Genomic DNA, 22,807 nt, shown 5'->3' with positions numbered 1-22,807 from the left:
TCTGATTTTCCCTGATGTTACGCAAGGCGATAAGCCAGGGTAACATCGCGGGTTGCGTTTATCCGATCGTAAACGGATCTGCATCCTGCCAGGCCGGAAATTTCTCCCGATACTCCTTTAGCGCCGTTAACGAGATCTCAGCGTCAATTCGTGTTGCCTGATGCGGCTCGGCGGTGGCAATAATCTCACCCTGCGGACTGATCACCCGGCTGTCACCGCGATAGTGATGCCCGTTGCCGTCCGTTCCTACGCGGTTACAGCCAACGACATAAGCCTGATTTTCAATCGCGCGCGCGGTCAGTAAAGCCTGCCAGTGCAGCGAGCGTGGGGCGGGCCAGTTGGCGACGTACAACGCCAGGTCATAATCGTTGCGGTTGCGCGACCACACCGGGAAGCGCAGGTCATAGCAGACCAGCGGCAGAATACGCCAGCCGCGCCATTCAAATACCACGCGTTCGCTTCCGGCTTCATAATGTTGATGTTCATCCGCCATGCGGAACAGGTGGCGCTTATCGTAGAAATGGACGTTTCCTTCCGGCTCGACCAGCAGGAAGCGGTTGACCGGTCCGCGCCCGGTCTGGAGTGCGACGCTACCGGCAATCAGCGCGTTTGTTTCCTGCGCCCTGGCGTGCATCCAGGCCACCACCTCGTCCTGCGGCATGGACTGTTTTGCTGCCTCCATCGCGAAACCTGTGGTGAACATCTCCGGCAGGACAATCACATCGCGTCCGGTAATCTCTTCCAGCTGGCGATCAAAATGGCGAAGGTTGGCGGGGCCGTCCATCCACACTAAAGGTTGCTGCAAAACAGAAATCTTTAAACCAGGCACGATACAGGCTCCTTAATAAACACTTTTTGACACTGTAGCACGTCATTACCAGAAAATGTGGCAATAAAAAACCCCGCGCGGGGCGGGGTTTGTGAGAGCAAAATACCTTATGCCGCTTCAGGTTTACGGTGCTTCTCTGGCAGCTTTACCGGCTGTGTTGCCAGCTCTTCAGGTTCGAAATCATCCACATTAATACTGCGCAGACGGCTCTCTTCGGCTTTCACCAGAATCGCAGCTTCGCTGTTGTCGATGATGCCACCCGCCAGCGCCTGTTTTGCCAGCTCATCCAGTCGTGTAAACGGCAGGTTTTTGCCCAGCTGTTTGCAGATCTTCTGGTGAATCGGGTCGGCGGCCATCACGTCAAGCAGCGCCTCTTCCAGCAAACCTACCGGGTTATGCGGGGTAGGCGCCAGATATTGACCCCGACCAATACGAGAGCGGGTTGCGCTCGGTACCTGGAGGATCTTCGCTACCTTGTGATCCAGCTTGTCGGACGGCGCCAGGTGATGACGACCGGTCGGGAAGATCACGACGCGCAGGGCACCCGCTACGAAGCGGTTCGGGAAGTTCGCCAGCAGATCGTCAATTGCCTGTTCGGCCTGATACATCGCATCCTGCACGCCCCAGTGTACCAGCGGCAGATCCGCTTCCTGACGGCCTTCATCGTCGTAGCGTTTCAGCACCGCAGAGGCCAGGAAGATCTGGCTCAGCACATCACCCAGACGGGCGGAGATACGTTCGCGACGCTTCAGGCTACCGCCCAGGACGGCCATTGAGACGTCAGACAGCAGGGCCAGGTTGGCGCTCAGACGGTTCAGGTGCTGGTAGTAACGTTTGGTCGCATCGCCGGTTGGCGTCGCGCTGGTCAGCCCGCGCGTCAGGCCCAGCCAGAAGCTGCGCACCTTGTTGCTACCGACGTGACCGATATGTTTGAACAGCAGCTTGTCGAAGGCATCCACATCATTATTCTGCGCGGCAGCCATCTCTTCCAGCACGTACGGATGGCAACGAATCGCACCCTGGCCGAAGATCATCATGCTGCGGGTCAGGATGTTTGCCCCTTCCACGGTGATGGCAATCGGCGCACCCTGATAGCCGCGCGCCAGGAAGTTGCCTTCGCCGAGCATGATACCTTTACCGCCTGCGATATCCATTGCATCAATAATTGACTGCTGTGCGCGGTGGGTACAGTGGTACTTCACAATTGCCGACAGCACGGCGGGTTTTTCGCCCAGCATAATGCCGTAGGTAATCAGCGAGGCTGCGGCGTCCATCACGTAGGCATTGCCCGCAATACGCGCCAGCGGCTCTTCGATACCTTCCATCTTGCCGATGGAGATTTTGAACTGACGGCGGATATGCGCGTAAGCCCCAATCCCCATCGCCACCGATTTCAGACCGCCGGTTGAGTTCGACGGCAGGGTAATGCCGCGGCCCACAGACAGACATTCCACCAGCATACGCCAGCCCTGACCGGCCATTTTCGGGCCACCGATGATGTAATCAATCGGGACAAAGATATCCTGACCGCGGGTAGGACCGTTCTGGAAGGGTACGTTCAGCGGGAAGTGACGGCGACCAATTTCAACGCCCGGTGTTGAGGTTGGGATCAGCGCACAGGTAATACCCAGCTCTTCTTCACCGCCCAGCAGTCTTTCAGGGTCAGAGAGCTTAAAGGCCAGGCCCAGCACCGTAGCGATAGGCGCGAGGGTGATATAACGTTTGTTCCAGGTCAGGCGCATGCCCAGCACCTGCTGGCCCTGCCACTCGCCCATGCAAACCACGCCGGTATCCGGAATCGCGCCCGCATCGGAGCCAGCTTCCGGGCTGGTCAGCGCGAAGCACGGAATTTCCTGACCACGCGCCAGACGCGGCAGGTAGTGATCTTTCTGCTCTTCTGTACCGTAATGCTGTAACAGCTCGCCCGGGCCTAAGGAGTTTGGCACGCCAACGGTGATCGCCAGGATCCCGGAGACACCCGCCAGTTTTTGCAGCACCCGAGCCTGAGCGTAAGCGGAGAATTCCAGACCGCCATACTCTTTCTTAATGATCATCGCGAAGAAGCGATGCTCTTTCAGATATGCCCATAGCTCAGGCGGCAGATCGGCCATTTCGTGAGTGATGGCAAAGTCGTTTGCCATGCGGCACGCTTCTTCTACCGGACCATCAATAAAGGCTTGTTCTTCGGCGGTCAGACGCGGCTGCGGATAGTTGTGAAGCTTTTTCCAGTCGGGGTTGCCCTGGAACAGATCGCCTTCCCACCAGGTCGTACCGGCGTCAATCGCTTCTTTCTCTGTACGCGACATCGGCGGCATCACTTTACGGAATCCCCTGAACACCGGGGCGGAGATCATCGACTTACGCATCGGCGTCAGGTTGAACGGCAGTAAAATGATGGCCAGAGGAATAAGAACCCAGATATTCCACAGGCCAGCGACGCCAAGTGCAGCCGTCCAGGCCAGAAGAATCAGGCTACTCAGGAATAAACTGACACGGTGATAGAACAACACACCGAGCAGTACAACGGTTGCGAGAATGCTCAAAATCATCATAAAGAAAAGCTCCCTTGCTTGTAGGAGGTCTGACCACTTGTGATGATATGGTTGTAGTTGATGTTATTTCCTTTAGCAATGTGTTTACAAAATAATTACAACCTGGTTCACATTGTTCGCGTTTTAGCCGGCACAAAAAATCAAAACGCCGGACGATTCGCATGGCTTTAGCTTCTCGCTTTTACTGCTATCCGGTACACTCCACTGTGTTATTTCATCAATACTGAAGGATTATCCTCATGTACCAGGATCTTATTCGTAACGAACTGAACGAAGCGGCGGAAACGCTGGCGAACTTTCTGAAAGATGATGCCAATATTCACGCTATTCAGCGCGCGGCGGTCCTGCTTGCCGACAGCTTCAAAGCCGGCGGCAAAGTGCTCTCCTGCGGTAACGGCGGTTCCCACTGTGACGCCATGCACTTCGCCGAAGAGCTGACCGGGCGCTATCGTGAAAACCGTCCGGGCTACCCGGCGATTGCGATTTCCGACGTGAGCCACATCTCCTGTGTAGGCAACGACTTCGGTTACGATCACATCTTTTCCCGCTACGTTGAAGCCGTAGGCCGTGAAGGCGACGTGCTGCTGGGTATCTCTACGTCCGGTAACTCCGCTAACGTGATCAAAGCGATCGCCGCCGCGCGTGAGAAGGGCATGAAAGTGATCACCCTGACCGGGAAAGACGGCGGTAAGATGGACGGTACAGCGGACATTGAAATCCGTGTTCCACACTTCGGTTATGCGGATCGCGTTCAGGAGATTCACATCAAAGTGATCCACATCCTGATCCAGCTGATTGAAAAAGAGATGGTTAAGTAAGACTTCGCTGGGGGGCGCCGGTGCCCCCCGCTGTTGTGGAGGTGATCTATGTGCGAACTGCTCGGGATGAGCGCCAATGTGCCAACCGATATCTGCTTTAGTTTTACCGGGCTGGTTCAGCGCGGTGGAGGAACCGGGCCGCATAAAGACGGCTGGGGTATTACCTTCTACGAAGGCAAAGGATGTCGCACGTTTAAAGATCCACAACCCAGCTTTAACTCACCCATTGCCAGACTGGTGCAGGACTATCCTATTAAATCCTGTTCGGTGATCGCCCATATCCGCCAGGCAAATCGCGGCGAAGTGGCGCTGGAAAATACCCATCCGTTTACCCGTGAACTGTGGGGCCGTAACTGGACCTATGCGCACAACGGGCAGCTCTCGGGCTATAAATCACTGGAAACCGGCAATTTTCGTCCTGTCGGTGAAACGGACAGCGAAAAAGCATTTTGCTGGCTGCTGCACAAGCTGACCGAGCGCTACCCCCGTACGCCCGGCAACATGACCGCCGTTTTTAAGTACATAGCGTCACTGGCGTCTGAGTTACGCGAGAAGGGCGTCTTTAATATGCTGCTGTCTGACGGGCGCTACGTGATGGCGTTCTGCTCGACGAATCTGTTCTGGATCACCCGTCGTGCGCCGTTTGGCGTCGCCACGCTGCTCGATCAGGACGTGGAAATTGATTTTCAGAAGGAGACCACACCGAACGATGTGGTCACTGTCATTGCAACGCAGCCGCTGACGGGCAACGAAACCTGGCAAAAGATCATGCCAGGCGAGTGGGCGCTATTTTGTCTCGGGGACCGCGTAATTTGACGCCAGCTGCGGCTGAACCACTTCATGGCTGAGCGGTTTACTCACCACGTAACGGCCATTGACGATGGACACCACCGGCGGCTTATGGGTCTGCTCGAAGTAGTCATAGCCTGGTTTTAGCTGTTTCCAGAAATCTGTGTAAACAGAGTACTTATGGCGCGCCATGTTCGCATCCGTCATACGGAACGGATAGATGCTGACCTGAACATTCGGCTGACCGAAGACCAGTGCGCCCGTGACAAACTGGAAGATTTCATCAATGCCGGAATCCGTCATCGCATAACAACCGACAGACACGCAGGCACCGTGAATCATCAGGTATTTCCCTTCGTAACCGTGCGCACGGTCGAAGGCATTGGGGAAACCGATGTTAATCGCTTTATAGAAGCGGCTGTCCGGTTTTAGCTGGTTACGCTGAACGTTGTAAAACCCTTCCGGACTTTTGAAGTCACCCTGGCGCTGTTTCGGCCCCAGCCCGCCAGAATAGTTACAGATTTTGTAGCTATCGAGCAGCTGATACGTCTCGCCCATTTTGACAAACAGATCGAGTGTGCGCTCTTCCTTGAAGATTTGAATATAAACCGGGGAGCCCATCAACTGCTGTTTATACTCTTTGCTGACCGGCGTCGTTGAACTATTACTGCCAAGCAGCCCGGCAAACGACATGCACGGTATCAGAAGCATCGCAATGAACAATGCGATTTTACGCATACTACTGGTTCCTTGATAAAACAATGACCAACTTGCCAGAACGGCAAAAGACACCCGAAATCAGACTAATCTGGACAGGAGCGCTCACATTAGCACCGATGGAGATTTTCGCAAGAGCCAACCTTTGCGTTTACAAATTAGTTTTACTTTATAACCCATTCACATTGTCCTGACTCCAGGAACTTTGCGCAATAGCTCGCATTTCAGCGCGTCAGACGGCGGATTTGCTGCCCCTGGCAGGGCCGAAAATGGTACACTTCGGCCTCTCTGGATTGTTGTTCATGGATACCTGCTAACCACATGTTTAGAATCAGAAAAGGACTCGATCTGCCAATCTCTGGCGTGCCTGAACAGCACGTTACCACCGGCGCCAGTATTCATCATGTCGCTATTGTCGGTGATGATTACGTGGGCATGCGTCCCGCGATGCTGGTACAGGAAGGCGATCGCGTAATAAAAGGCCAGGCGCTCTTCGAGGATAAAAAAAATCCTGGCGTTATGTTTACAGCCCCAGCCAGCGGCACCGTTGTCGCCATCCATCGTGGTGAGCGTCGCGTTCTGCAATCGGTAGTTATTCAAATTGAAGGCGATGAGAAACGCGAATTTGCGCGTTTTGACGCCGCCGATCTCGCTACCCTCAGCCGCGACGCGGTGCAGACGCAACTGCTGGAGTCGGGAGTGTGGACGGCGCTTCGCACGCGGCCCTATAGCAAAACGCCCGTGCCTGGCACTGTGCCAGCCGCTATCTTCGTCACGGCCATCGACACCAACCCGCTCAGCGCAGATCCGCAGCCTCTTATCCTGGCGGAACGCAAAGCTTTCGATGCCGGCCTCACTGTGTTAACGCGCCTGACGCCGGGCAAAGTGCATGTCTGCCAGGCCAGCGGCGGTAAGCTGGGCGGGCATCCGCAAGGGCAGGTAGCCTTTAATGAATTTGCCGGTCCGCATCCGGCGGGGCTGGTGGGAACGCATATTCATTTCCTGGAGCCGGTAAGCCTGACGAAACAGGTCTGGCATCTTAATTATCAGGACGTGATCGCTATCGGTAAGCTGTTCACCACGGGTGAGCTGTGCGCAGAACGCATTATTGCCATCGGCGGCCCTCAGGCAACCCAACCGCGTCTGGTTCGCACGCTGCTTGGGGCAGACCTGACGGCGCTGTTGGCTGGCGAAACGAAAGAGGGTGAAAACCGTATTATTTCCGGTTCGGTGCTGAGCGGCAGGCACGCGACAGGCCCGATGGCCTGGCTGGGTCGTTTCCATCTTCAGGTGAGCGTGGTGCTTGAAGGACGCGAGAAAGAGCTGTTCGGCTGGGTGCTGCCTGGCGCAGAAAAATACTCGGTAACCCGCACCACGCTCGGCCACTTCCTGCGTCGTAAGCTGTTTAACTTCTCCACCAGCACCAACGGCGGTGAGCGCGCCATGGTTCCGATTGGCAACTACGAACGCGTGATGCCGCTGGATATTCTGCCCACCGTGCTGCTGCGCGATCTCCTGGCCGGCGATACCGACGGTGCCCAGGCGCTGGGCTGTCTGGAGCTGGACGAAGAAGATCTGGCGCTGTGTACCTATGTGTGTCCAGGTAAATACGAATATGGACCCGTATTGCGCGAGGTGTTAACCCGCATTGAGCAGGAAGGATAACCATGGGCTTAAAACACCTCTTTGAAAAAATTGAGCCGCACTTTACCGAAGGGAAGCTCAAAAAGTATTACCCGCTGTATGAAGCGACCACGACGATTTTCTACACGCCGGGTCTGGTGACGAAAGGCGCGGCGCACGTTCGCGACGCCATTGACCTCAAGCGAATGATGATTCTGGTCTGGTTTGCGGTCTTCCCGGCCATGTTCTGGGGGATGTATAACGTTGGGTTGCAAACTATTCCGGCGCTGCACCATATGTACGATGCAGAGCAGTTGGCGCAGGTGATTCAGTCTGACTGGCACTATCGTCTGGCGCAGTCGCTGGGGGTAAGCTTTGCGGCAGATGCCGGCTGGGTCAGCATGATGACGCTGGGCGCTGTCTTCTTCCTCCCCATCTATATGACTGTCTTTATCGTGGGCGGTTTCTGGGAGGTGCTGTTCGCCATTATTCGCAAACATGAGATCAACGAGGGCTTCTTTGTTACCTCTATTCTGTTTGCGCTGATTGTCCCGCCAACGCTGCCGCTCTGGCAGGCGGCGATGGGGATCAGCTTTGGCGTGGTGATTGCCAAGGAGATCTTCGGCGGGACCGGACGCAACTTCCTCAACCCGGCACTGGCAGGGCGCGCGTTCCTGTTCTTTGCTTATCCGGCGCAAATCTCGGGCGACCTGGTGTGGACGGCAGCAGACGGATTCTCCGGCGCGACGCCACTTTCACAGTGGGCGGCAGGCGGCGGCGAAACGCTGGTCAACAATGCAACCGGACAGCCTGTCACCTGGTTTGATGCGTTTATCGGCAATATTCCAGGCTCCATCGGTGAAGTGTCTACCCTGATGATTTTGATCGGCGGGGCCATCATCCTCTTTGGCCGCGTGGCGTCCTGGCGCATTGTCGCTGGCGTCATGCTCGGGATGGTACTCACCGCCACGCTTTTCAACTTCATTGGTTCAGACACAAACCCGATGTTCTCCATGCCGTGGTACTGGCACCTCGTGCTGGGAGGCTTTGCGTTTGGCATGATGTTCATGGCCACCGATCCGGTCTCGGCTTCGTTTACCGACAGAGGTAAATGGTGTTACGGCGTGCTCATTGGGGTGATGTGTGTACTGATTCGCGTGGTCAACCCGGCCTATCCGGAAGGGATGATGTTGGCCATTCTGTTTGCCAATCTGTTTGCGCCGCTGTTCGACTACCTGGTCGTGCGCGCCAACATTAAGCGGAGGAAGGCGCGTGGCTGAGATCAAAAATAACGACAGCATCAGCAAAACGCTGCTGGTGGTGCTGGTACTGTGTCTGGTCTGTTCCATTGTCGTGGCCGGTTCTGCCGTAGGGTTAAAACCGCTACAGCAGGAGCAACGAGCGCTGGATAAACAGCGTAACATCCTGGCCGTGGCCGGGCTGATGCAGGAAGGCATGACGAAGGATGACGTCGCAGCGGTGTTTGCCGAACGTATTACCGCACGGCTGGTGGATTTAAAAACCGGGGAGTTAATGGAAAAAGACCCGGCGAAATACAACCAGGCGCTGGCGCTAAAAGATCCGCAGATGAGCACCACGCTTGACGCCTCGCAGGATCCGGCAGGCATTAAGCGCCGCAGCAATGTCGCGGAGATTTACCTCGTCCGTGACGAGCAAAAGCGCATCCAGGAAATCGTGTTGCCCATCTATGGCAACGGTTTATGGTCAATGATGTACGCCTTTGTGGCGTTGGATACCGATGGTCGTACGGTCAAAGGCATTACTTATTACGATCAGGGCGAAACACCAGGGCTGGGGGGCGAAGTTGAGAACCCTAACTGGCGGGCACAGTTTGTTGGTAAAAAAGTGCTCGACGACAACGGCCAGCCTGCGCTGAAGGTGGTGAAAGGGGGTGCGCGTCCCGGCGATGAATTTGCCGTTGATGGCCTTTCCGGCGCCACGCTCACCTCTAACGGTGTGCAGCACAGCTTTGATTTCTGGATGGGTGAACTGGGCTTTGGTCCCTTCCTGAAGAATGTACGTGAAGGAGCGCTGAAAAATGGCTGATACGGGTGAACTGAAAGAAGTTAAAAAGGTATTGATTGGCCCGCTGTTAGCCAATAACCCGATAACGCTACAGGTGCTGGGGGTGTGCTCGGCGCTGGCGGTGACCACCAAGCTGGAAACGGCGGTGGTCATGACGCTGGCGGTAACGCTGGTGACAGCGTTTTCCAGCATGTTTATCTCAATGATCCGCCACCACATACCCAACAGCGTGAGGATCATCGTGCAGATGGCGATCATCGCCTCGCTGGTGATCGTAGTCGATCAGCTCCTGCGCGCCTTCGCCTATGAAACCTCGAAGCAGCTTTCGGTGTTTGTCGGCCTGATAATCACCAACTGCATCGTGATGGGGCGTGCTGAAGCCTATGCGATGAAAATGCCACCGCTGGCGAGCTTTATGGACGGTATCGGCAACGGCCTGGGTTACGGCGTGATCCTGTTGACGGTCGGTTTCCTGCGCGAACTTATTGGCAGCGGCAAGCTGTTTGGCATCCCGGTGCTGGATACGGTACAGAACGGCGGCTGGTATCTGCCGAACGGCCTGTTCCTGCTGGCCCCAAGCGCATTTTTCATTATCGGTTTGCTGATCTGGCTAATTCGTACGTTGAAGCCTGAACAGCAGGAAAAGGAGTAACCGACAATGGCTCATTACCTGAGTTTATTTGTGCGCGCGGTGTTTGTTGAAAACATGGCGCTCGCTTTCTTCCTGGGCATGTGTACCTTCCTTGCCGTTTCTAAAAAGGTATCGACGGCATTTGGTCTGGGCGTGGCAGTTACCGTTGTGCTGGGGCTTTCCGTTCCCATTAACAACCTGGTCTTCAACTTCGTGCTGCGCGATGGCGCGCTGGTGGAGGGGGTTGATCTTAGCTTCCTGAACTTCATCACCTTTATTGGGGTGATTGCGGCGCTTGTTCAGATCCTGGAGATGATCCTCGATAAATACTTCCCGTCGCTGTACAACGCGCTGGGGATCTTCCTGCCGCTGATCGCCGTGAACTGCGCCATTTTTGGCGGCGTCTCGTTTATGGTTCAGCGCGATTACAACTTCAGTGAATCGGTTGTGTATGGTTTCGGTTCCGGTATCGGCTGGATGCTGGCGATTGTCACCATGGCGGGGATCCGCGAAAAAATGAAATATGCCAACGTACCTGCGGGGCTTCGTGGCTTAGGGATCACCTTTATCACCACCGGCCTGATGGCGTTGGGCTTTATGTCCTTCTCCGGTGTGCAGCTATAAGGGCTAACAGATGGAAATTATTCTTGGCGTGGTGATGTTCACGCTGATAGTACTGGTGCTGTCAGGGCTGATCCTGGCGGCGCGTGCGAAGCTGGTCAATTCCGGGGATGTGATCATTGATATCAATGACGATCCGCAGAATCAGATCCGTACCCCGGCAGGGGATAAGCTGCTTAACACGCTCTCCGGCAACGGGATTTTTGTCTCGTCTGCCTGTGGCGGCGGTGGATCCTGTGGCCAGTGCCGTGTGACGGTGAAAGAGGGCGGCGGTGATATTCTGCCTACGGAACTGTCGCATATCACGAAGCGTGAAGCGAAAGAGGGATGCCGTCTGGCGTGTCAGGTCGCTGTGCGCCAGAACATGAAAATTGAGCTGCCGGAGGAGATCTTCGGTGTGAAAAAATGGGAGTGCGAAGTTATCTCTAACGATAATAAAGCCACATTCATCAAAGAGCTCAAGCTGCGTGTCCCTGAAGGGGAGAGCGTTCCGTTCCGTGCGGGTGGGTATATCCAGATTGATTGTCCGGCACACACCGTCGCGTATGCTGACTTCGACGTGCCCGAGGAATACCGGGCAGACTGGGATAAATTTAACCTCTTCCGCTTTGTTTCCGAGGTAAAAGAGCCCGCGCTTCGCGCCTATTCCATGGCTAACTATCCGGAAGAGAAGGGCATTATTATGCTCAACGTGCGTATCGCCACGCCGCCACCGAATGTGCCTGATGCACCCCCTGGCGTCATGTCGTCGTATATCTGGTCCCTCAAGCCTGGCGACAAAGTGACGATTTCCGGCCCGTTTGGGGAGTTCTTCGCCAAAGATACCGATGCGGAGATGGTCTTTATCGGCGGCGGTGCGGGTATGGCGCCGATGCGTTCGCATATTTTTGACCAGCTCAAACGACTTGGCAGCAAGCGTAAGATCAGCTTCTGGTACGGGGCGCGTTCACTGCGCGAAATGTTCTATGACGATGAGTTTGAACAACTGGCGCGTGATAACCCTAACTTTACCTTCCATGTGGCGCTATCCGATCCGCAGCCGGAAGATAACTGGACAGGCTATACGGGCTTCATCCACAACGTGCTGTATGAAAATTACCTCAAACAGCACCCGGCACCGGAAGACTGCGAGTTCTATATGTGTGGTCCACCAATGATGAACGCCGCCGTGATTAAGATGCTAAAAGATCTTGGTGTGGAAGATGAGAACATCATGCTCGATGATTTCGGAGGCTGATTATGCTGACTTTTCTGGCGACCTTTGCGGTGTTTGTGCTGGTGATCTTCGGCATGTCCTTAGGCTGGATCATCAAGCGTAAAAGCATTCAGGGCAGTTGCGGAGGCATCTCTTCTATCGGAATGGAAAAAGTGTGCGATTGTCCGGAGCCGTGCGATGCGCGGAAAAAGCGGATGGCTCGCGAGCAGCAACGCATTATTTAGTTTTCCAGGTCGGGTAAGGCACCCCGCCACCCGACAATTCCTGCACGCACTTCTCAACCCTCATTTGTTTACTGTATACTTATCCAGTAATGAGTGAGGGCTTACTATGCGCAAAATAATCCATGTCGATATGGACTGCTTTTTTGCCGCAGTGGAGATGCGTGACAACCCGGCGCTGCGGGATATTCCCATCGCCATTGGCGGCAGCCGGGTTCAGCGCGGTGTCATCAGCACCGCCAACTATCCTGCTCGCAAATACGGCGTGCGCAGCGCCATGCCGACAGCGATGGCGCTGAAACTGTGCCCGCATCTCACTCTTTTGCCCGGACGTTTTGATGCTTATAAAGAAGCATCGAGCCACATTCAGGAGATCTTCTCCCGCTACACCTCACTGATTGAACCGTTATCGCTGGATGAAGCCTATCTGGATGTCACCCACAGCGTGCACTGCCACGGCTCCGCCACCCTGATGGCGCAGGAGATCCGCCAGACTATTTTTAACGAGCTGAACCTGACGGCATCGGCAGGCGTCGCGCCGGTAAAGTTTCTCGCCAAAATCGCCTCCGATTTGAATAAGCCCAACGGCCAGTACGTTATCACTCCGGAAGAGGTTCCGGCGTTTTTAAAGACGCTGCCGCTCAGCAAAATCCCCGGCGTGGGCAAAGTCTCCGCCGCGAAGCTGGAAAGTATGGGGCTACGCACCTGCGAAGACGTTCAGCGCAGCGATCTGGCGCTGCTGCTTAAGCGTTTTGGCAAGTTTGGCCGCGTACTGTGGGAACGCAGTCAGGGCATTGATGACCGGGATGTGAACAACGAACGGCTGCGTAAATCGGTCGGCGTTGAACGCACGCTCAGCGAAGATATCCATGACTGGACCGAGTGTGAAACCATTATTACGGAACAGCTTTATCCTGAGCTTGAACGACGCTTACTGAAGGTCAAACCGGATCTGCTTATTGCCCGACAGGGCATCAAACTGAAATTTAACGATTTTCAGCAGACGACGCAGGAGCACGTCTGGCCACGCCTCAACAAAGAGGATCTTATCGCGACGGCAAAAAAGGCATGGGAAGAACGGCGGGGCGGACGAGGGGTGAGGCTGGTGGGGCTGCACGTCACCTTGCTGGATCCGCAGCTGGAACGTCAGCTGGTGTTGGGACTGTAGATTACGCTAATCGTAAGCCCGGCAAGCGTAGCGCCACCGGGCATCAAACGGCTAATTACTTAACAGGAATTGCTTTCAGCAGCTCAGTCAGCAGCGTCCAGTAGTGACCGACGCTTTCAATGTGAACCTGCTCATCCGGGGAGTGTGGCCCGGTGATGGTTGGCCCGATAGAGACCATGTCCATATCCGGATACGGTTTCTTGAACAGACCACATTCGAGACCCGCATGAATAACCTGAATGTTCGGGGTGCTGTTGAACAGTCGCTGATAAGTTTCACGCACCAGTGCCATGACCGGAGAACTTGCATCCGGCTGCCAGCCCGGGTAGCTGCCTTTTGCAGACGTTTTCGCACCGGCCAGCGTGCCCAGAGATTCCAGCATGCTCACAACGTACTCTTTACCGCTGTCGATCAGGGAACGGATCAGGCAGATGATCTCTGCGCTGTCGTCACCCATGGTCACCACGCCCACGTTCAGGGAGGTTTCCACCACGCCTTTTGCCACGTCAGAGTTGCGGATCACGCCGTTTGGCGTTGCGTTCAGCAGCTGGACGAACGTGTCACGAGACTGTGCGGTCAGCGCGGCTTTATCCGTCGTAACGGACTCCAGCACCACCGTCAGGTTTTTCTCTTTTGCAGACAGTTCGTTTTTCAGGATCTCCAGATACACGCTGGAGAGTTTTTTCAGCTCGTCCGCTTTCGCCGCAGGTACCGCCACGGTAGCGAAGGCTTCGCGAGGGATCGCGTTACGCAGAGTACCGCCGTTGAAGTCCACCAGGCGCAGATCCAGTTCAGCGGCATGGCCCGCCAGGAAACGCGCCAGCAGTTTGTTGGCGTTGCCCAGGCCCAGGTGAATATCACCGCCGGAGTGACCGCCTTTCAGCCCTTTCAGCGTCAGCTTAAAGGTCTCGAATCCGGAAGGGATCGCTTCGCGGGACAGCGGCAGGGTAGAGATGAAATCGATCCCGCCCGCGCAGCCCATGTAGATCTCACCTTCTTCTTCGGAGTCGGTGTTGATCAGAATGTCCGCTTGCAGCCAGTTTGCCTGAAGACCGAACGCGCCATCCATGCCCGCTTCTTCAGTCATGGTCAGCAGCACTTCCAGCGGACCGTGTTCAACGCTGTCGTCAGCCAGCACGGCCAGCGCGGAAGCCATACCAATGCCGTTATCTGCGCCCAGGGTCGTGCCGCGCGCCTTCACCCACTCGCCGTCGATGTACGGCTGAATCGGGTCTTTTGTGAAGTCGTGAACGGTGTCGTTGTTTTTCTGCGGAACCATGTCCAGGTGCGCCTGCAATACCACTGGCTTACGGTTTTCCATACCTGCGGTGGCAGGTTTGCGGATAAGAATATTGCCAACCTGGTCGCGCTCAGCGTGCAGACCTTTTTCCTTTGCCCAGCCCATAATATGTTCGGCAAGCTGTTCTTCGTGATAGGAAGGGTGCGGAATGGAGCAGATTTTGGCAAAAATATCCCACAGCGGCTGTGGAGATAATTGAGACAGTTCAGACACGATAGGTCTCCTTGTCGATGCGCTGCAAAACAATGTTGCAGGTCACAGGGTTAGCAGGTTGATTGTTACCACAAGTCAGGCTTGCGAGATGCAACTGAGAATACCACTTTCTCCCGTGGCTGGTAGCATTAAGCATGTAAAAACTCAGGCTCATGGCGCGTAACACTGGTTTTTAGTGCGTCAGATCTCTATAATCTCGCGCAACCTGGTTCACCCTCATTTTTTTAAGCCGTATATAAACAGGCTGGGACACTTCACATGAGCGAAAAATACGTCGTCACCTGGGACATGTTGCAGATTCACGCACGCAAACTGGCTGCGCGTCTGATGCCTTCCGAACAGTGGAAAGGCATTATTGCCGTCAGCCGTGGCGGTCTGGTACCGGGGGCGCTGCTGGCACGTGAGCTGGGTATTCGTCATGTCGATACCGTATGTATCTCCAGCTACGATCACGACAACCAGCGCGAACTGAAAGTGCTGAAACGCGCGGAAGGCGACGGTGAAGGCTTTATCGTTATCGACGATCTGGTGGACACCGGCGGTACTGCGGTGGCTATCCGCGAAATGTATCCAAAAGCGCACTTCGTCACTATCTTCGCGAAACCAGCGGGTCGCCCACTGGTTGATGATTACGTCATTGATATCCCGCAGGATACCTGGATTGAACAGCCATGGGATATGGGCGTGGTCTTCGTACCGCCTATCTCTGGCCGTTAATTTCAGTACGTAACTTTACACGCCCGGTTATGCCGGGCGTTGTTCTTTTTAGCCTGCCAGGCGTTACAATGGTCTTCATATGACGTATCCATGGAGGCAACGCAATGACGCAGGCGAATCTTACCGAAACTCTCTTCAAACCCCGTTTCAAGCACCCTGAAACGTCGACGCTGGTGCGTCGGTTTAATCCGGGGACAATGCCTGCCGTTCAGTCAGCGTTAGACGGTAAGAACGTGCCCCACTGGTATCGAATGATTAACCGCCTGATGTGGATCTGGCGCGGCATCGATCCGCGTGAAATCCTCGACGTGCAGGCGCGTATCGTGATGAGCGAGTCCGAGCGTACCGACAGCGATCTCTACGATACGGTGGTGGGCTACCGTGGTGGAAACTGGATCTACGAATGGTCAAAGCAGGCCATGCTCTGGCAGCAAAAAGCGAGCCAGGAAGAAGATGCCACTCTCAGCGGCAAGCACTGGCTGCATGCGGCAAATCTGTACAGCATCGCTGCATATCCGCATCTGAAAGGCGACGAACTGGCAGAGCAGGCCCAGGCGCTGGCAAACCGGGCTTATGAAGAGGCCGCCCAGCGGCTGCCTGGCCGGATGCGTGAAATTGAGTTCGCCATTCCCGGCGGCAGCCCGGTGACCGGATTCCTGCATATGCCGGAGGGGGAAGGGCCGTTCCCGACGGTTCTGATGTGCGGTGGCCTGGACTCGTTACAAATCGACTATTACAGCCTGTATGAGCGCTACTTTGCCCCAAAAGGGATCGCCATGCTGACGCTCGATATGCCTTCCATTGGTTTTTCATCCAAATGGAAACTTACGCAAGACTCCAGCCTGCTGCACCAGCATGCATTAAAAGCGCTGGAGAATATCCCCTGGGTTGACCACACCCGGGTAGGCGCGTTTGGCTTCCGCTTTGGCGCTAACGTCGCGGTACGGCTGGCCTACCTTGAATCTTCACGCCTGAAGGCCGTCGCCTGTCTTGGCCCGGTGGTGCATGCTCTGTTAAGCGATCCTGCGCGTCAGGGTAGCGTTCCTGAGATGTATCTGGACGTGCTGGCGAGCCGACTTGGCATGCATGATGCTTCAGATGAAGCGTTGCGCATTGAACTTAATCGTTATTCATTAAAAACGCAGGGCTTACTCGGCCGCCGCTGCCCAACCCCGATGATGTCCGGTTTCTGGAAGAACGATCCGTTTAGCCCTGAAGAGGAGTCACGCTTAATCACGTCGTCATCTTCTGACGGTAAATTGCTGGAGGTACCCTTCAGCCCGGTGTACCAGAATTTTGACAAAGCGCTGAAAGAGATCACACGCTGGATCACGCAGAGATTGTGTTAATAGTTTGCTAAATTTCGTTGGTTTGGTAAAACAGTGCTTCACAAAAGGAGATCGCAATGACGTTACCGAGTGGACACCCGAAAAGTAGACTGATTAAGAAGTTCATGGCTCTTGGCCCGTATATTCGAGAAGAGCAGTGTGAAGAGAATCGCTTTTTTTTCGACTGCCTGGCTGTTTGCGTCAACGTGAAGCCTGCACCCGAAAAACGTGAGTTCTGGGGCTGGTGGATGGAAATGGAAGCACAGGAAAACCGTTTTACCTATAGCTATCAGTTTGGCCTGTTTAATAAAGACGGGCACTGGCAGGCGACGAGCATCAAAGATCAGGAAGTGATCGATCGCCTGGAGCATACGCTAAAAGAATTTCACGGCAAAGCTCGCGACCTGCTGGCAACGCTGGATCTGAAGCTGGAGCCTGCGGACGATTTTTCCAGCGAAGCGGTGAAACTGAGAGCCTGATGATGTCACAGCGCCGGGTGGCGGCTACGCCTTACCCGGCATGAAAAATGTACTATCCCGTATGCCCGGTAAGCACAGCGTCACCGGGCACAAAAAAACCGGCTCAGCGCCGGTTTTTTTATTACCACAACATCAGAACTGGTAGGTCATGCCCAGCGCAACGATATCATCGCTGCTTACGCCCAGTTTATTATCGTCATCGATCTGGTTGATCTTATAATCAACAAACGCAGACATATTTTTGTTGAAATAATATGTCGCACCTACGTCGATGTATTTCACGATATCTTCATCGCCGATACCTTCGATATCTTTGCCTTTAGACTGCACGTAACCCAGAGATGGACGCAGACCAAAGTCAAATTGATATTGCGCGACCACTTCGAAGTTTTGCGCTTTATTTGCAAAGCCACCGGAAATAGGGGCCATATTGCGGGTTTCGGAATAGATAGTGGCCAGATAAATATCGTTGGCATCATATTTCAAACCGGTTGCCCAGCCTTCTGCTTTTTTACCTTCGCCGCGTGCCTGAAGGTTTTGATCGTTAGTGCGATCGGAGCTGGCATACGCACCAATCACAGAAAAATCGCTGCCGCCGAAGTCATAGCTCAGGGAGGTACCGAAGCCGTCACCGTTTTGCTTCTTCACGTCGCGGTTTTCATTTTTGCCCTGGTATTGCAGGGTCATGTTCAGGCCGTCAACCAGGCCAAAGAAATCGGTATTACGGTATGTGGCCAGACCGGAGGCGCGTTTCGTCATGAAGTTATCGGTCTGCGCCAGGCCGTCACCGCCGAACTCCGGGAACATATCGGTGTATGCGGCGACGTCATACAGCGCGCCCAGGTTACGGCCGTAATCCAGTGAGCCGAAGTCTTTCAGTTTCAGCCCGGCAAATGCCAGACGTGTTTTTTGAGAAGAGTCGCTCTCAGCTTTGTTACCTGCGAACTCAGCTTCCCAACGTCCGTAGCCCGTCAGCTGATCGTTAATCTGCGTTTCACCCTTAAAGCCGAAACGAACGTAAGTCTGGTCACCATCCTTAGCGTCATCATCACTGATGTAGTGCATTGCTTTTACTTTGCCGTACACGTCCAGTTTATTCCCGTTTTTATTATAAACTTCTGCTGCCTGAACAGATGCGGAAGCAACTACGCCCATTACCACTAATGCCAGAGTGCTCTTTTTCATTTTCAATCCTGATTTTATAAAAACGCGCTAATATTCGCTGAGTAATAAGATTCGACTTATTACCCCGTGAAAAACAGGAAGGGTTTTATCGTTCGTGGGTGAAAGTTTTATGACAAAGTAAGAATATGTCTAAAAAAGTATGTTTTAATTTTTCGGTAATAAAATTGTCAAAATCTGCCGCTACGCTTCCTGATCCCGCGCAACAAAGTGACGGGTCATGCGCTAAGGCAGTTGGCAACGGAGCTGACACCTGTTAAAACGTCTGACTGACATCATTTTCCCTTATTGTTGAACGGCAGAGAATCATGAGTGACAGCCAGACGCTGGTGGTAAAACTCGGTACCAGTGTGTTAACAGGCGGATCGCGCCGCCTGAATCGTGCCCATATCGTTGAGCTTGTACGTCAGTGCGCTCAGTTGCATGCCGCAGGGCATCGTATTGTGATTGTGACTTCCGGGGCGATTGCCGCCGGGCGTGAACACCTGGGCTACCCCGAACTCCCCGCGACGATCGCCTCCAAACAGCTGCTGGCCGCCGTGGGACAAAGCCGACTCATACAGCTCTGGGAACAACTGTTCTCCATCTACGGCATTCACGTCGGGCAGATGCTGCTGACGCGTGCGGATATGGAAGACAGAGAACGTTTCCTGAACGCCCGCGATACGCTGCGTGCGCTGCTGGATAACCATATCGTTCCGGTCATTAACGAAAACGACGCTGTTGCCACCGCTGAAATCAAAGTAGGCGACAACGATAACCTCTCTGCGCTGGCGGCGATCCTGGCAGGGGCCGATAAGCTGCTGCTTCTGACCGATCAGCAGGGGCTGTTTACCGCTGACCCGCGCTCTAATCCACAGGCTGAACTGATCAAAGACGTTCACGGCATTGACGATGCGCTGCGCGCCATCGCGGGTGACAGCGTTTCTGGTCTGGGAACCGGCGGTATGGGCACCAAGCTCCAGGCCGCGGACGTGGCGTGCCGGGCCGGTATCGACACCATCATCGCCGCGGGCAGCCGTCCGGGCGTGATCGGTGATGTGATGGAAGGCATCTCTGTGGGCACTCGCTTCCACGCCCAGGCGTCCCCGCTGGAAAACCGAAAACGCTGGATCTTTGGTGCGCCCCCGGCTGGCGAACTGACCGTGGATGAAGGCGCGACCGCCGCTATTCTGGAAAGAGGAAGCTCGTTACTTCCAAAAGGAATTAAAAGCGTGACAGGCAACTTCTCGCGTGGTGAAGTGATCCGAATCCGTAACCTTGAAGGTCGCGACATCGCTCATGGCGTAAGTCGTTATAACAGCGACGCGTTGCGTCGGATTGCTGGTCACCATTCCCAGCAGATCGACGCCATCCTGGGCTATGAATATGGCCCGGTTGCCGTGCATCGTGACGACATGATTATTCGTTAAGGAGCCAGAACATGCTGGAACAAATGGGCGCAGCCGCGAAAGCCGCCTCTTATAAACTGGCGCTCCTTTCCAGCCGCGAGAAAAATCGCGTGCTGGAAAAAATCGCTGATTATCTGGAATCTCAGTCGCAGGAAATTTTGCTCGCCAACGAGCAGGATCTGCTGGAAGCGCGTCGCAACGGCTTGAGTGAAGCGATGCTCGATCGTCTGGCGCTGACCCCGGCGCGTCTGAAAGGTATCGCCGACGACGTCCGTCAGGTGTGCAACCTCCCCGACCCGGTAGGGCAGGTGATTGACGGTGGGGTGCTCGACAGCGGGTTACGCCTTGAGCGTCGCCGCGTGCCGCTCGGCGTCATTGGTGTGATTTACGAAGCGCGTCCAAACGTGACGGTGGATGTCGCCTCCCTGTGCCTGAAGACCGGTAACGCCGCCATCCTGCGTGGCGGGAAGGAGACCTGGCGCACCAACGCCGCGACGGTAAACGTCATTCAGCAGGCGCTGGAGGAGTGTGGTTTACCGGCGGGTGCCGTGCAGGCGATTGAAAGCCCCGACCGTGCGCTGGTCAACGAGATGCTGCGCATGGACAAATACATCGACATGCTCATCCCACGCGGCGGCGCGGGCTTGCACAAGCTGTGCCGTGAGCAATCTACCATTCCGGTGATCACCGGCGGTATTGGCGTATGCCATATCGTGGTGGATGACACCGCGGAGATCGAACCTGCGCTGAAGATTATCGTCAACGCTAAAACACAGCGTCCAAGCACCTGTAATACGGTGGAAACGTTGCTGGTGCATCAGGGCATCGCCAGTACCTTCCTGCCAGCGCTGAGCAAGCAGATGGCGGAAAGTGGCGTCACGTTGCATGCGGACGAGAAGGCTTTCGCCCTGCTGAAAGACGGTCCGGCGAAGGTCGTTCCGGTTAACGCGGAGCAGTACGACGATGAGTATTTGTCGCTGGATCTGAACGTGAAGGTGGTTGCGGATCTCGATGACGCTATTGCACACATTCGTGAACACGGAACCCAGCATTCTGACGCGATCCTGACGCGCACCCTGCGCAATGCCGATCGTTTTGTGAATGAAGTGGATTCGTCTGCGGTTTACGTGAATGCCTCGACGCGCTTCACCGATGGCGGCCAGTTTGGTCTGGGCGCGGAGGTGGCTGTGAGCACACAGAAGCTGCATGCCCGCGGTCCGATGGGGCTGGAAGCACTGACCACCTACAAGTGGATCGGCTTCGGTGATGATACCATTCGTGCATAAATAATCGCGGGTGATGCAAAAATAGCCGTTTGATTCAAAAGGGCATTGACGCATCACCTGGTTAGATCTACTCTTTTGCCCCGTGGTTACGCTCGTAACCGGCCTTTCAGGGCCGATATAGCTCAGTTGGTAGAGCAGCGCATTCGTAATGCGAAGGTCGTAGGTTCGACTCCTATTATCGGCACCATCAACAGAAAATCCCGTAAAAACAGCATTCTTTAGCATGTTTATCTAACGGTTTGTAACTTCTGTTCTAACGTCTGTTAGCACTGGTAAACGCCTTTGCGTTGTATCGGCTCAAGTATTGTACAACGTACTGGCGGGTAGTTACCAGGCTCAAGCCCGAACAGCATTAGAAATTATGCCATCCCTTGAAGCTAAAAGAGTTGCCGGACTCTCTAAACACATCACTTGAACCCTTAGCGATACGTTCCGCGCTTCGTGCGGCGCTCAATGATGCTACACGTCGAGATGACGTTGCAGAGAATAAACAGGCGTAATGTTGGGAAGACTAACCGGATCGGGAAAGAATCCGGCTCTGCCACGGTTTCGATCACCGGAGTATAACGATCACCTGATAAGAGAACGTGCTAAGGCTTTATCCTCCCTGCGAAGGGATTACACCCTGCGGAAGCGCTACGCGCCGCCTTTTCTTATGTGCCCAACACGGCACGTAATGGTCATCCATTATCTGCACGATTGTAACTTTCGTTGTACTGTCTCTCTGCTGTACGTTGAGCGCTGGCAGATTCAGCGGAGGTGATATCATGTCAAAAGCCACGAATAAGGCAGCCACTAAGCGCAACAACCGTAAGATTCACGCTCGTAAATTCCTTGCTACGCCAGAAGGTAAAGCTTGGCTTGCTAAGAAGCAGGAAGAGCGAGAGGAAATCAAGCTGGCGCGAACGGCTAACAACATGTTTTAAGCTACCCATCACGGTGCTAAATGGCTTATATCGTCTAAAATCTGTTAGTTGCACAATTTTTGCACCCTGTATAACCTGAGATTAATCTTAATCACTCAAGGGTGGGTATGTCAGATAAGGAATCAATACGAAGGGAGTTAACTCTTTTGTTGGAGATACTCGCCTTGACTGGAGAGCAACGAGATTTTGTTGAATCAATATACCAAGACAATGCAAACAGTAGGGGGATGGTAATGACCAACAAGCAGTTACGTATCCGCTATGGATTTCATGGAAAACACATGGAAAAAAATGTTGCCTGGGATGGCAATGATCAGGTGAATAGTGTTTTGGCTGTTCTTATTGAGGAGTTGTCTCTCCCGATAGGTGAGAAACCAGTGAATCTGATTGAACACGGTGTAGATGATGTATTTTTCTACGATGAAGAGAGTCAGAAATGGCTCGAAATCCCTCCTAAATGGCTAATCAAGGCATAAGGTCAGGGGGCAACTCGCCCCCCGCTTCTTCACTTCAACGCGCGTATGTAATCAAGCAAGGCTTTCAGTTGGCTACCTTTCATCGCAGGAACACGAATACGCATATCAGCCTTTCCTGTACTGGCGTACCTGCTTTCCCCTTGCAGTAATCGAAGGCTCATTGTTATGATCTTGACCTGCTCCCCGTTGATTAGTACACCCCGATGTTAGTAATGTCTTCATAAGCCACATGAGGACATCCCCATGAAGAAGCGTTTTTCCGACGAACAGATCATCAG

General features: G+C 54.3%; 22 protein-coding genes and 1 tRNA gene. 18 read left to right on the top strand and 5 right to left on the bottom strand.

Going from position 1 to position 22,807, the window contains the following annotated elements:
- Positions 1 to 58 precede the first annotated feature (58 nt).
- A complete protein-coding gene (locus ACOTW6_RS21190) occupies positions 59 to 829 on the bottom strand; it encodes an amidohydrolase (RefSeq protein ID WP_047052437.1) in 771 nt (256 codons plus the stop codon).
- A gap of 107 nt (positions 830 to 936) precedes the next feature.
- Positions 937 to 3,381 (bottom strand): acyl-CoA dehydrogenase FadE, encoded by a 2,445-nt coding sequence (gene fadE, locus ACOTW6_RS21185; RefSeq protein ID WP_213789425.1) that lies wholly within the window; start codon positions 3,379 to 3,381, stop codon positions 937 to 939.
- Positions 3,382 to 3,620: 239 nt separating this feature from the next.
- Here fadE and lpcA point away from each other — a divergent pair, with 239 nt between their 5' ends.
- Positions 3,621 to 4,199, top strand: coding sequence for a D-sedoheptulose 7-phosphate isomerase (gene lpcA / locus ACOTW6_RS21180; protein ID WP_003863232.1), 579 nt, complete (start codon positions 3,621 to 3,623; stop codon positions 4,197 to 4,199).
- 48 nt (positions 4,200 to 4,247) lie between these two features.
- Complete coding sequence (locus ACOTW6_RS21175; protein WP_017383120.1) at positions 4,248 to 5,015, top strand: class II glutamine amidotransferase; 768 nt, start codon at positions 4,248 to 4,250, stop codon at positions 5,013 to 5,015.
- Here ACOTW6_RS21175 and dpaA read toward each other — a convergent pair.
- Positions 4,986 to 5,726, bottom strand: coding sequence for a peptidoglycan meso-diaminopimelic acid protein amidase (dpaA, locus tag ACOTW6_RS21170; RefSeq protein ID WP_006810008.1), 741 nt, complete (start codon positions 5,724 to 5,726; stop codon positions 4,986 to 4,988). The genes ACOTW6_RS21175 and dpaA overlap by 30 nt on opposite strands.
- A 300-nt stretch (positions 5,727 to 6,026) precedes the next feature.
- Between dpaA and ACOTW6_RS21165 the strand changes: the two genes are divergently transcribed.
- The 8 genes from ACOTW6_RS21165 (at position 6,027) to dinB (ending at position 13,231) form a co-directional block, all read left to right on the top strand.
- Positions 6,027 to 7,370 carry a Na(+)-translocating NADH-quinone reductase subunit A gene (locus tag ACOTW6_RS21165; protein WP_121479266.1) on the top strand — a complete coding sequence of 448 codons (1,344 nt, stop codon included), beginning with the start codon at positions 6,027 to 6,029 and terminating at the stop codon, positions 7,368 to 7,370.
- Positions 7,371 to 7,372: 2 nt separating this feature from the next.
- A complete protein-coding gene (locus tag ACOTW6_RS21160) occupies positions 7,373 to 8,608 on the top strand; it encodes an NADH:ubiquinone reductase (Na(+)-transporting) subunit B (protein WP_062933697.1) in 1,236 nt (411 codons plus the stop codon).
- Entirely contained in the window at positions 8,601 to 9,395 is a 795-nt protein-coding gene (locus ACOTW6_RS21155) for a Na(+)-translocating NADH-quinone reductase subunit C (protein WP_062933698.1), read from the top strand. The genes ACOTW6_RS21160 and ACOTW6_RS21155 overlap by 8 nt, the downstream gene beginning before the upstream one ends.
- On the top strand, positions 9,388 to 10,026 hold the full coding sequence (locus ACOTW6_RS21150) for an NADH:ubiquinone reductase (Na(+)-transporting) subunit D (protein ID WP_003863219.1): 639 nt from the start codon (positions 9,388 to 9,390) through the stop codon (positions 10,024 to 10,026). Before ACOTW6_RS21155 ends, ACOTW6_RS21150 begins: the two co-directional genes overlap by 8 nt.
- Positions 10,027 to 10,032: 6 nt before the next feature.
- Entirely contained in the window at positions 10,033 to 10,629 is a 597-nt protein-coding gene (gene nqrE, locus ACOTW6_RS21145) for an NADH:ubiquinone reductase (Na(+)-transporting) subunit E (RefSeq protein ID WP_003863217.1), read from the top strand.
- Between the two features lie 10 nt (positions 10,630 to 10,639).
- The gene (gene nqrF / locus ACOTW6_RS21140) at positions 10,640 to 11,863 is read left to right on the top strand and encodes an NADH:ubiquinone reductase (Na(+)-transporting) subunit F (RefSeq protein WP_015571374.1); all 1,224 of its coding nucleotides are present in this window, start codon (positions 10,640 to 10,642) and stop codon (positions 11,861 to 11,863) included.
- Between the two features lie 2 nt (positions 11,864 to 11,865).
- A complete protein-coding gene (gene nqrM / locus ACOTW6_RS21135) occupies positions 11,866 to 12,066 on the top strand; it encodes a (Na+)-NQR maturation NqrM (RefSeq protein WP_003863212.1) in 201 nt (66 codons plus the stop codon).
- Positions 12,067 to 12,172: 106 nt separating this feature from the next.
- The gene (dinB, locus tag ACOTW6_RS21130) at positions 12,173 to 13,231 is read left to right on the top strand and encodes a DNA polymerase IV (protein ID WP_062933699.1); all 1,059 of its coding nucleotides are present in this window, start codon (positions 12,173 to 12,175) and stop codon (positions 13,229 to 13,231) included.
- A 55-nt stretch (positions 13,232 to 13,286) separates the two neighbouring features.
- Here dinB and pepD read toward each other — a convergent pair whose 3' ends face one another.
- Positions 13,287 to 14,744 (bottom strand): cytosol nonspecific dipeptidase, encoded by a 1,458-nt coding sequence (gene pepD / locus ACOTW6_RS21125; RefSeq protein ID WP_062933700.1) that lies wholly within the window; start codon positions 14,742 to 14,744, stop codon positions 13,287 to 13,289.
- A 258-nt stretch (positions 14,745 to 15,002) separates the two neighbouring features.
- Here pepD and gpt point away from each other — a divergent pair, with 258 nt between their 5' ends.
- From gpt to crl, 3 genes are all read left to right on the top strand, one after another.
- A complete protein-coding gene (gene gpt, locus ACOTW6_RS21120) occupies positions 15,003 to 15,461 on the top strand; it encodes a xanthine phosphoribosyltransferase (protein ID WP_003863205.1) in 459 nt (152 codons plus the stop codon).
- A gap of 104 nt (positions 15,462 to 15,565) precedes the next feature.
- A complete protein-coding gene (gene frsA / locus ACOTW6_RS21115; protein ID WP_062939245.1) occupies positions 15,566 to 16,810 on the top strand; it encodes an esterase FrsA in 1,245 nt (414 codons plus the stop codon).
- 56 nt (positions 16,811 to 16,866) lie between these two features.
- On the top strand, positions 16,867 to 17,268 hold the full coding sequence (crl, locus tag ACOTW6_RS21110) for a sigma factor-binding protein Crl (protein WP_006809999.1): 402 nt from the start codon (positions 16,867 to 16,869) through the stop codon (positions 17,266 to 17,268).
- Between the two features lie 132 nt (positions 17,269 to 17,400).
- On the opposite strand, the gene phoE is transcribed toward crl, so the two are convergent.
- The gene (phoE, locus tag ACOTW6_RS21105) at positions 17,401 to 18,453 is read right to left on the bottom strand and encodes a phosphoporin PhoE (protein WP_017383128.1); all 1,053 of its coding nucleotides are present in this window, start codon (positions 18,451 to 18,453) and stop codon (positions 17,401 to 17,403) included.
- A 305-nt stretch (positions 18,454 to 18,758) separates the two neighbouring features.
- Between phoE and proB the strand changes: the two genes are divergently transcribed.
- From proB to ACOTW6_RS21080, 5 genes are all read left to right on the top strand, one after another.
- Positions 18,759 to 19,862: a glutamate 5-kinase gene (gene proB, locus ACOTW6_RS21100; RefSeq protein ID WP_015571369.1), complete on the top strand. Its 1,104-nt coding sequence runs from the start codon at positions 18,759 to 18,761 to the stop codon at positions 19,860 to 19,862.
- 11 nt (positions 19,863 to 19,873) lie between these two features.
- Complete coding sequence (gene proA / locus ACOTW6_RS21095; protein WP_062933703.1) at positions 19,874 to 21,127, top strand: glutamate-5-semialdehyde dehydrogenase; 1,254 nt, start codon at positions 19,874 to 19,876, stop codon at positions 21,125 to 21,127.
- Between the two features lie 111 nt (positions 21,128 to 21,238).
- A tRNA-Thr gene (locus ACOTW6_RS21090) sits at positions 21,239 to 21,314 on the top strand.
- Positions 21,315 to 21,894: 580 nt separating this feature from the next.
- Positions 21,895 to 22,053, top strand: coding sequence for a hypothetical protein (locus tag ACOTW6_RS21085; protein WP_023303150.1), 159 nt, complete (start codon positions 21,895 to 21,897; stop codon positions 22,051 to 22,053).
- Positions 22,054 to 22,160: 107 nt separating this feature from the next.
- Complete coding sequence (locus ACOTW6_RS21080) at positions 22,161 to 22,529, top strand: hypothetical protein (RefSeq protein WP_109948617.1); 369 nt, start codon at positions 22,161 to 22,163, stop codon at positions 22,527 to 22,529.
- Positions 22,530 to 22,807 lie beyond the last annotated feature (278 nt).

This window comes from Enterobacter cloacae complex sp. IR5403, from assembly GCF_049238705.1.
Taxonomy (GTDB): Bacteria; Pseudomonadota; Gammaproteobacteria; order Enterobacterales; family Enterobacteriaceae; genus Enterobacter; species Enterobacter hormaechei_C.
This window is presented reverse-complemented; position numbering and strand designations above follow the sequence as displayed.

Bases quoted from the DNA above. Each gene is read 5' to 3' on its own strand.
- fadE (WP_213789425.1), bottom strand. From the start codon at position 3,381: ATGATGATTTTGAGCATTCTCGCAACCGTTGTACTGCTCGGTGTGTTG.
- lpcA (WP_003863232.1), top strand. From the start codon at position 3,621: ATGTACCAGGATCTTATTCGTAACGAACTGAACGAAGCGGCGGAAACG.
- ACOTW6_RS21175 (WP_017383120.1), top strand. From the start codon at position 4,248: ATGTGCGAACTGCTCGGGATGAGCGCCAATGTGCCAACCGATATCTGC.
- dpaA (WP_006810008.1), bottom strand. From the start codon at position 5,726: ATGCGTAAAATCGCATTGTTCATTGCGATGCTTCTGATACCGTGCATG.
- ACOTW6_RS21165 (WP_121479266.1), top strand. From the start codon at position 6,027: ATGTTTAGAATCAGAAAAGGACTCGATCTGCCAATCTCTGGCGTGCCT.
- ACOTW6_RS21160 (WP_062933697.1), top strand. From the start codon at position 7,373: ATGGGCTTAAAACACCTCTTTGAAAAAATTGAGCCGCACTTTACCGAA.
- ACOTW6_RS21150 (WP_003863219.1), top strand. From the start codon at position 9,388: ATGGCTGATACGGGTGAACTGAAAGAAGTTAAAAAGGTATTGATTGGC.
- nqrE (WP_003863217.1), top strand. From the start codon at position 10,033: ATGGCTCATTACCTGAGTTTATTTGTGCGCGCGGTGTTTGTTGAAAAC.
- nqrF (WP_015571374.1), top strand. From the start codon at position 10,640: ATGGAAATTATTCTTGGCGTGGTGATGTTCACGCTGATAGTACTGGTG.
- nqrM (WP_003863212.1), top strand. From the start codon at position 11,866: ATGCTGACTTTTCTGGCGACCTTTGCGGTGTTTGTGCTGGTGATCTTC.
- dinB (WP_062933699.1), top strand. From the start codon at position 12,173: ATGCGCAAAATAATCCATGTCGATATGGACTGCTTTTTTGCCGCAGTG.
- gpt (WP_003863205.1), top strand. From the start codon at position 15,003: ATGAGCGAAAAATACGTCGTCACCTGGGACATGTTGCAGATTCACGCA.
- frsA (WP_062939245.1), top strand. From the start codon at position 15,566: ATGACGCAGGCGAATCTTACCGAAACTCTCTTCAAACCCCGTTTCAAG.
- crl (WP_006809999.1), top strand. From the start codon at position 16,867: ATGACGTTACCGAGTGGACACCCGAAAAGTAGACTGATTAAGAAGTTC.
- phoE (WP_017383128.1), bottom strand. From the start codon at position 18,453: ATGAAAAAGAGCACTCTGGCATTAGTGGTAATGGGCGTAGTTGCTTCC.
- proB (WP_015571369.1), top strand. From the start codon at position 18,759: ATGAGTGACAGCCAGACGCTGGTGGTAAAACTCGGTACCAGTGTGTTA.
- proA (WP_062933703.1), top strand. From the start codon at position 19,874: ATGCTGGAACAAATGGGCGCAGCCGCGAAAGCCGCCTCTTATAAACTG.
- ACOTW6_RS21085 (WP_023303150.1), top strand. From the start codon at position 21,895: ATGTCAAAAGCCACGAATAAGGCAGCCACTAAGCGCAACAACCGTAAG.
- ACOTW6_RS21080 (WP_109948617.1), top strand. From the start codon at position 22,161: ATGTCAGATAAGGAATCAATACGAAGGGAGTTAACTCTTTTGTTGGAG.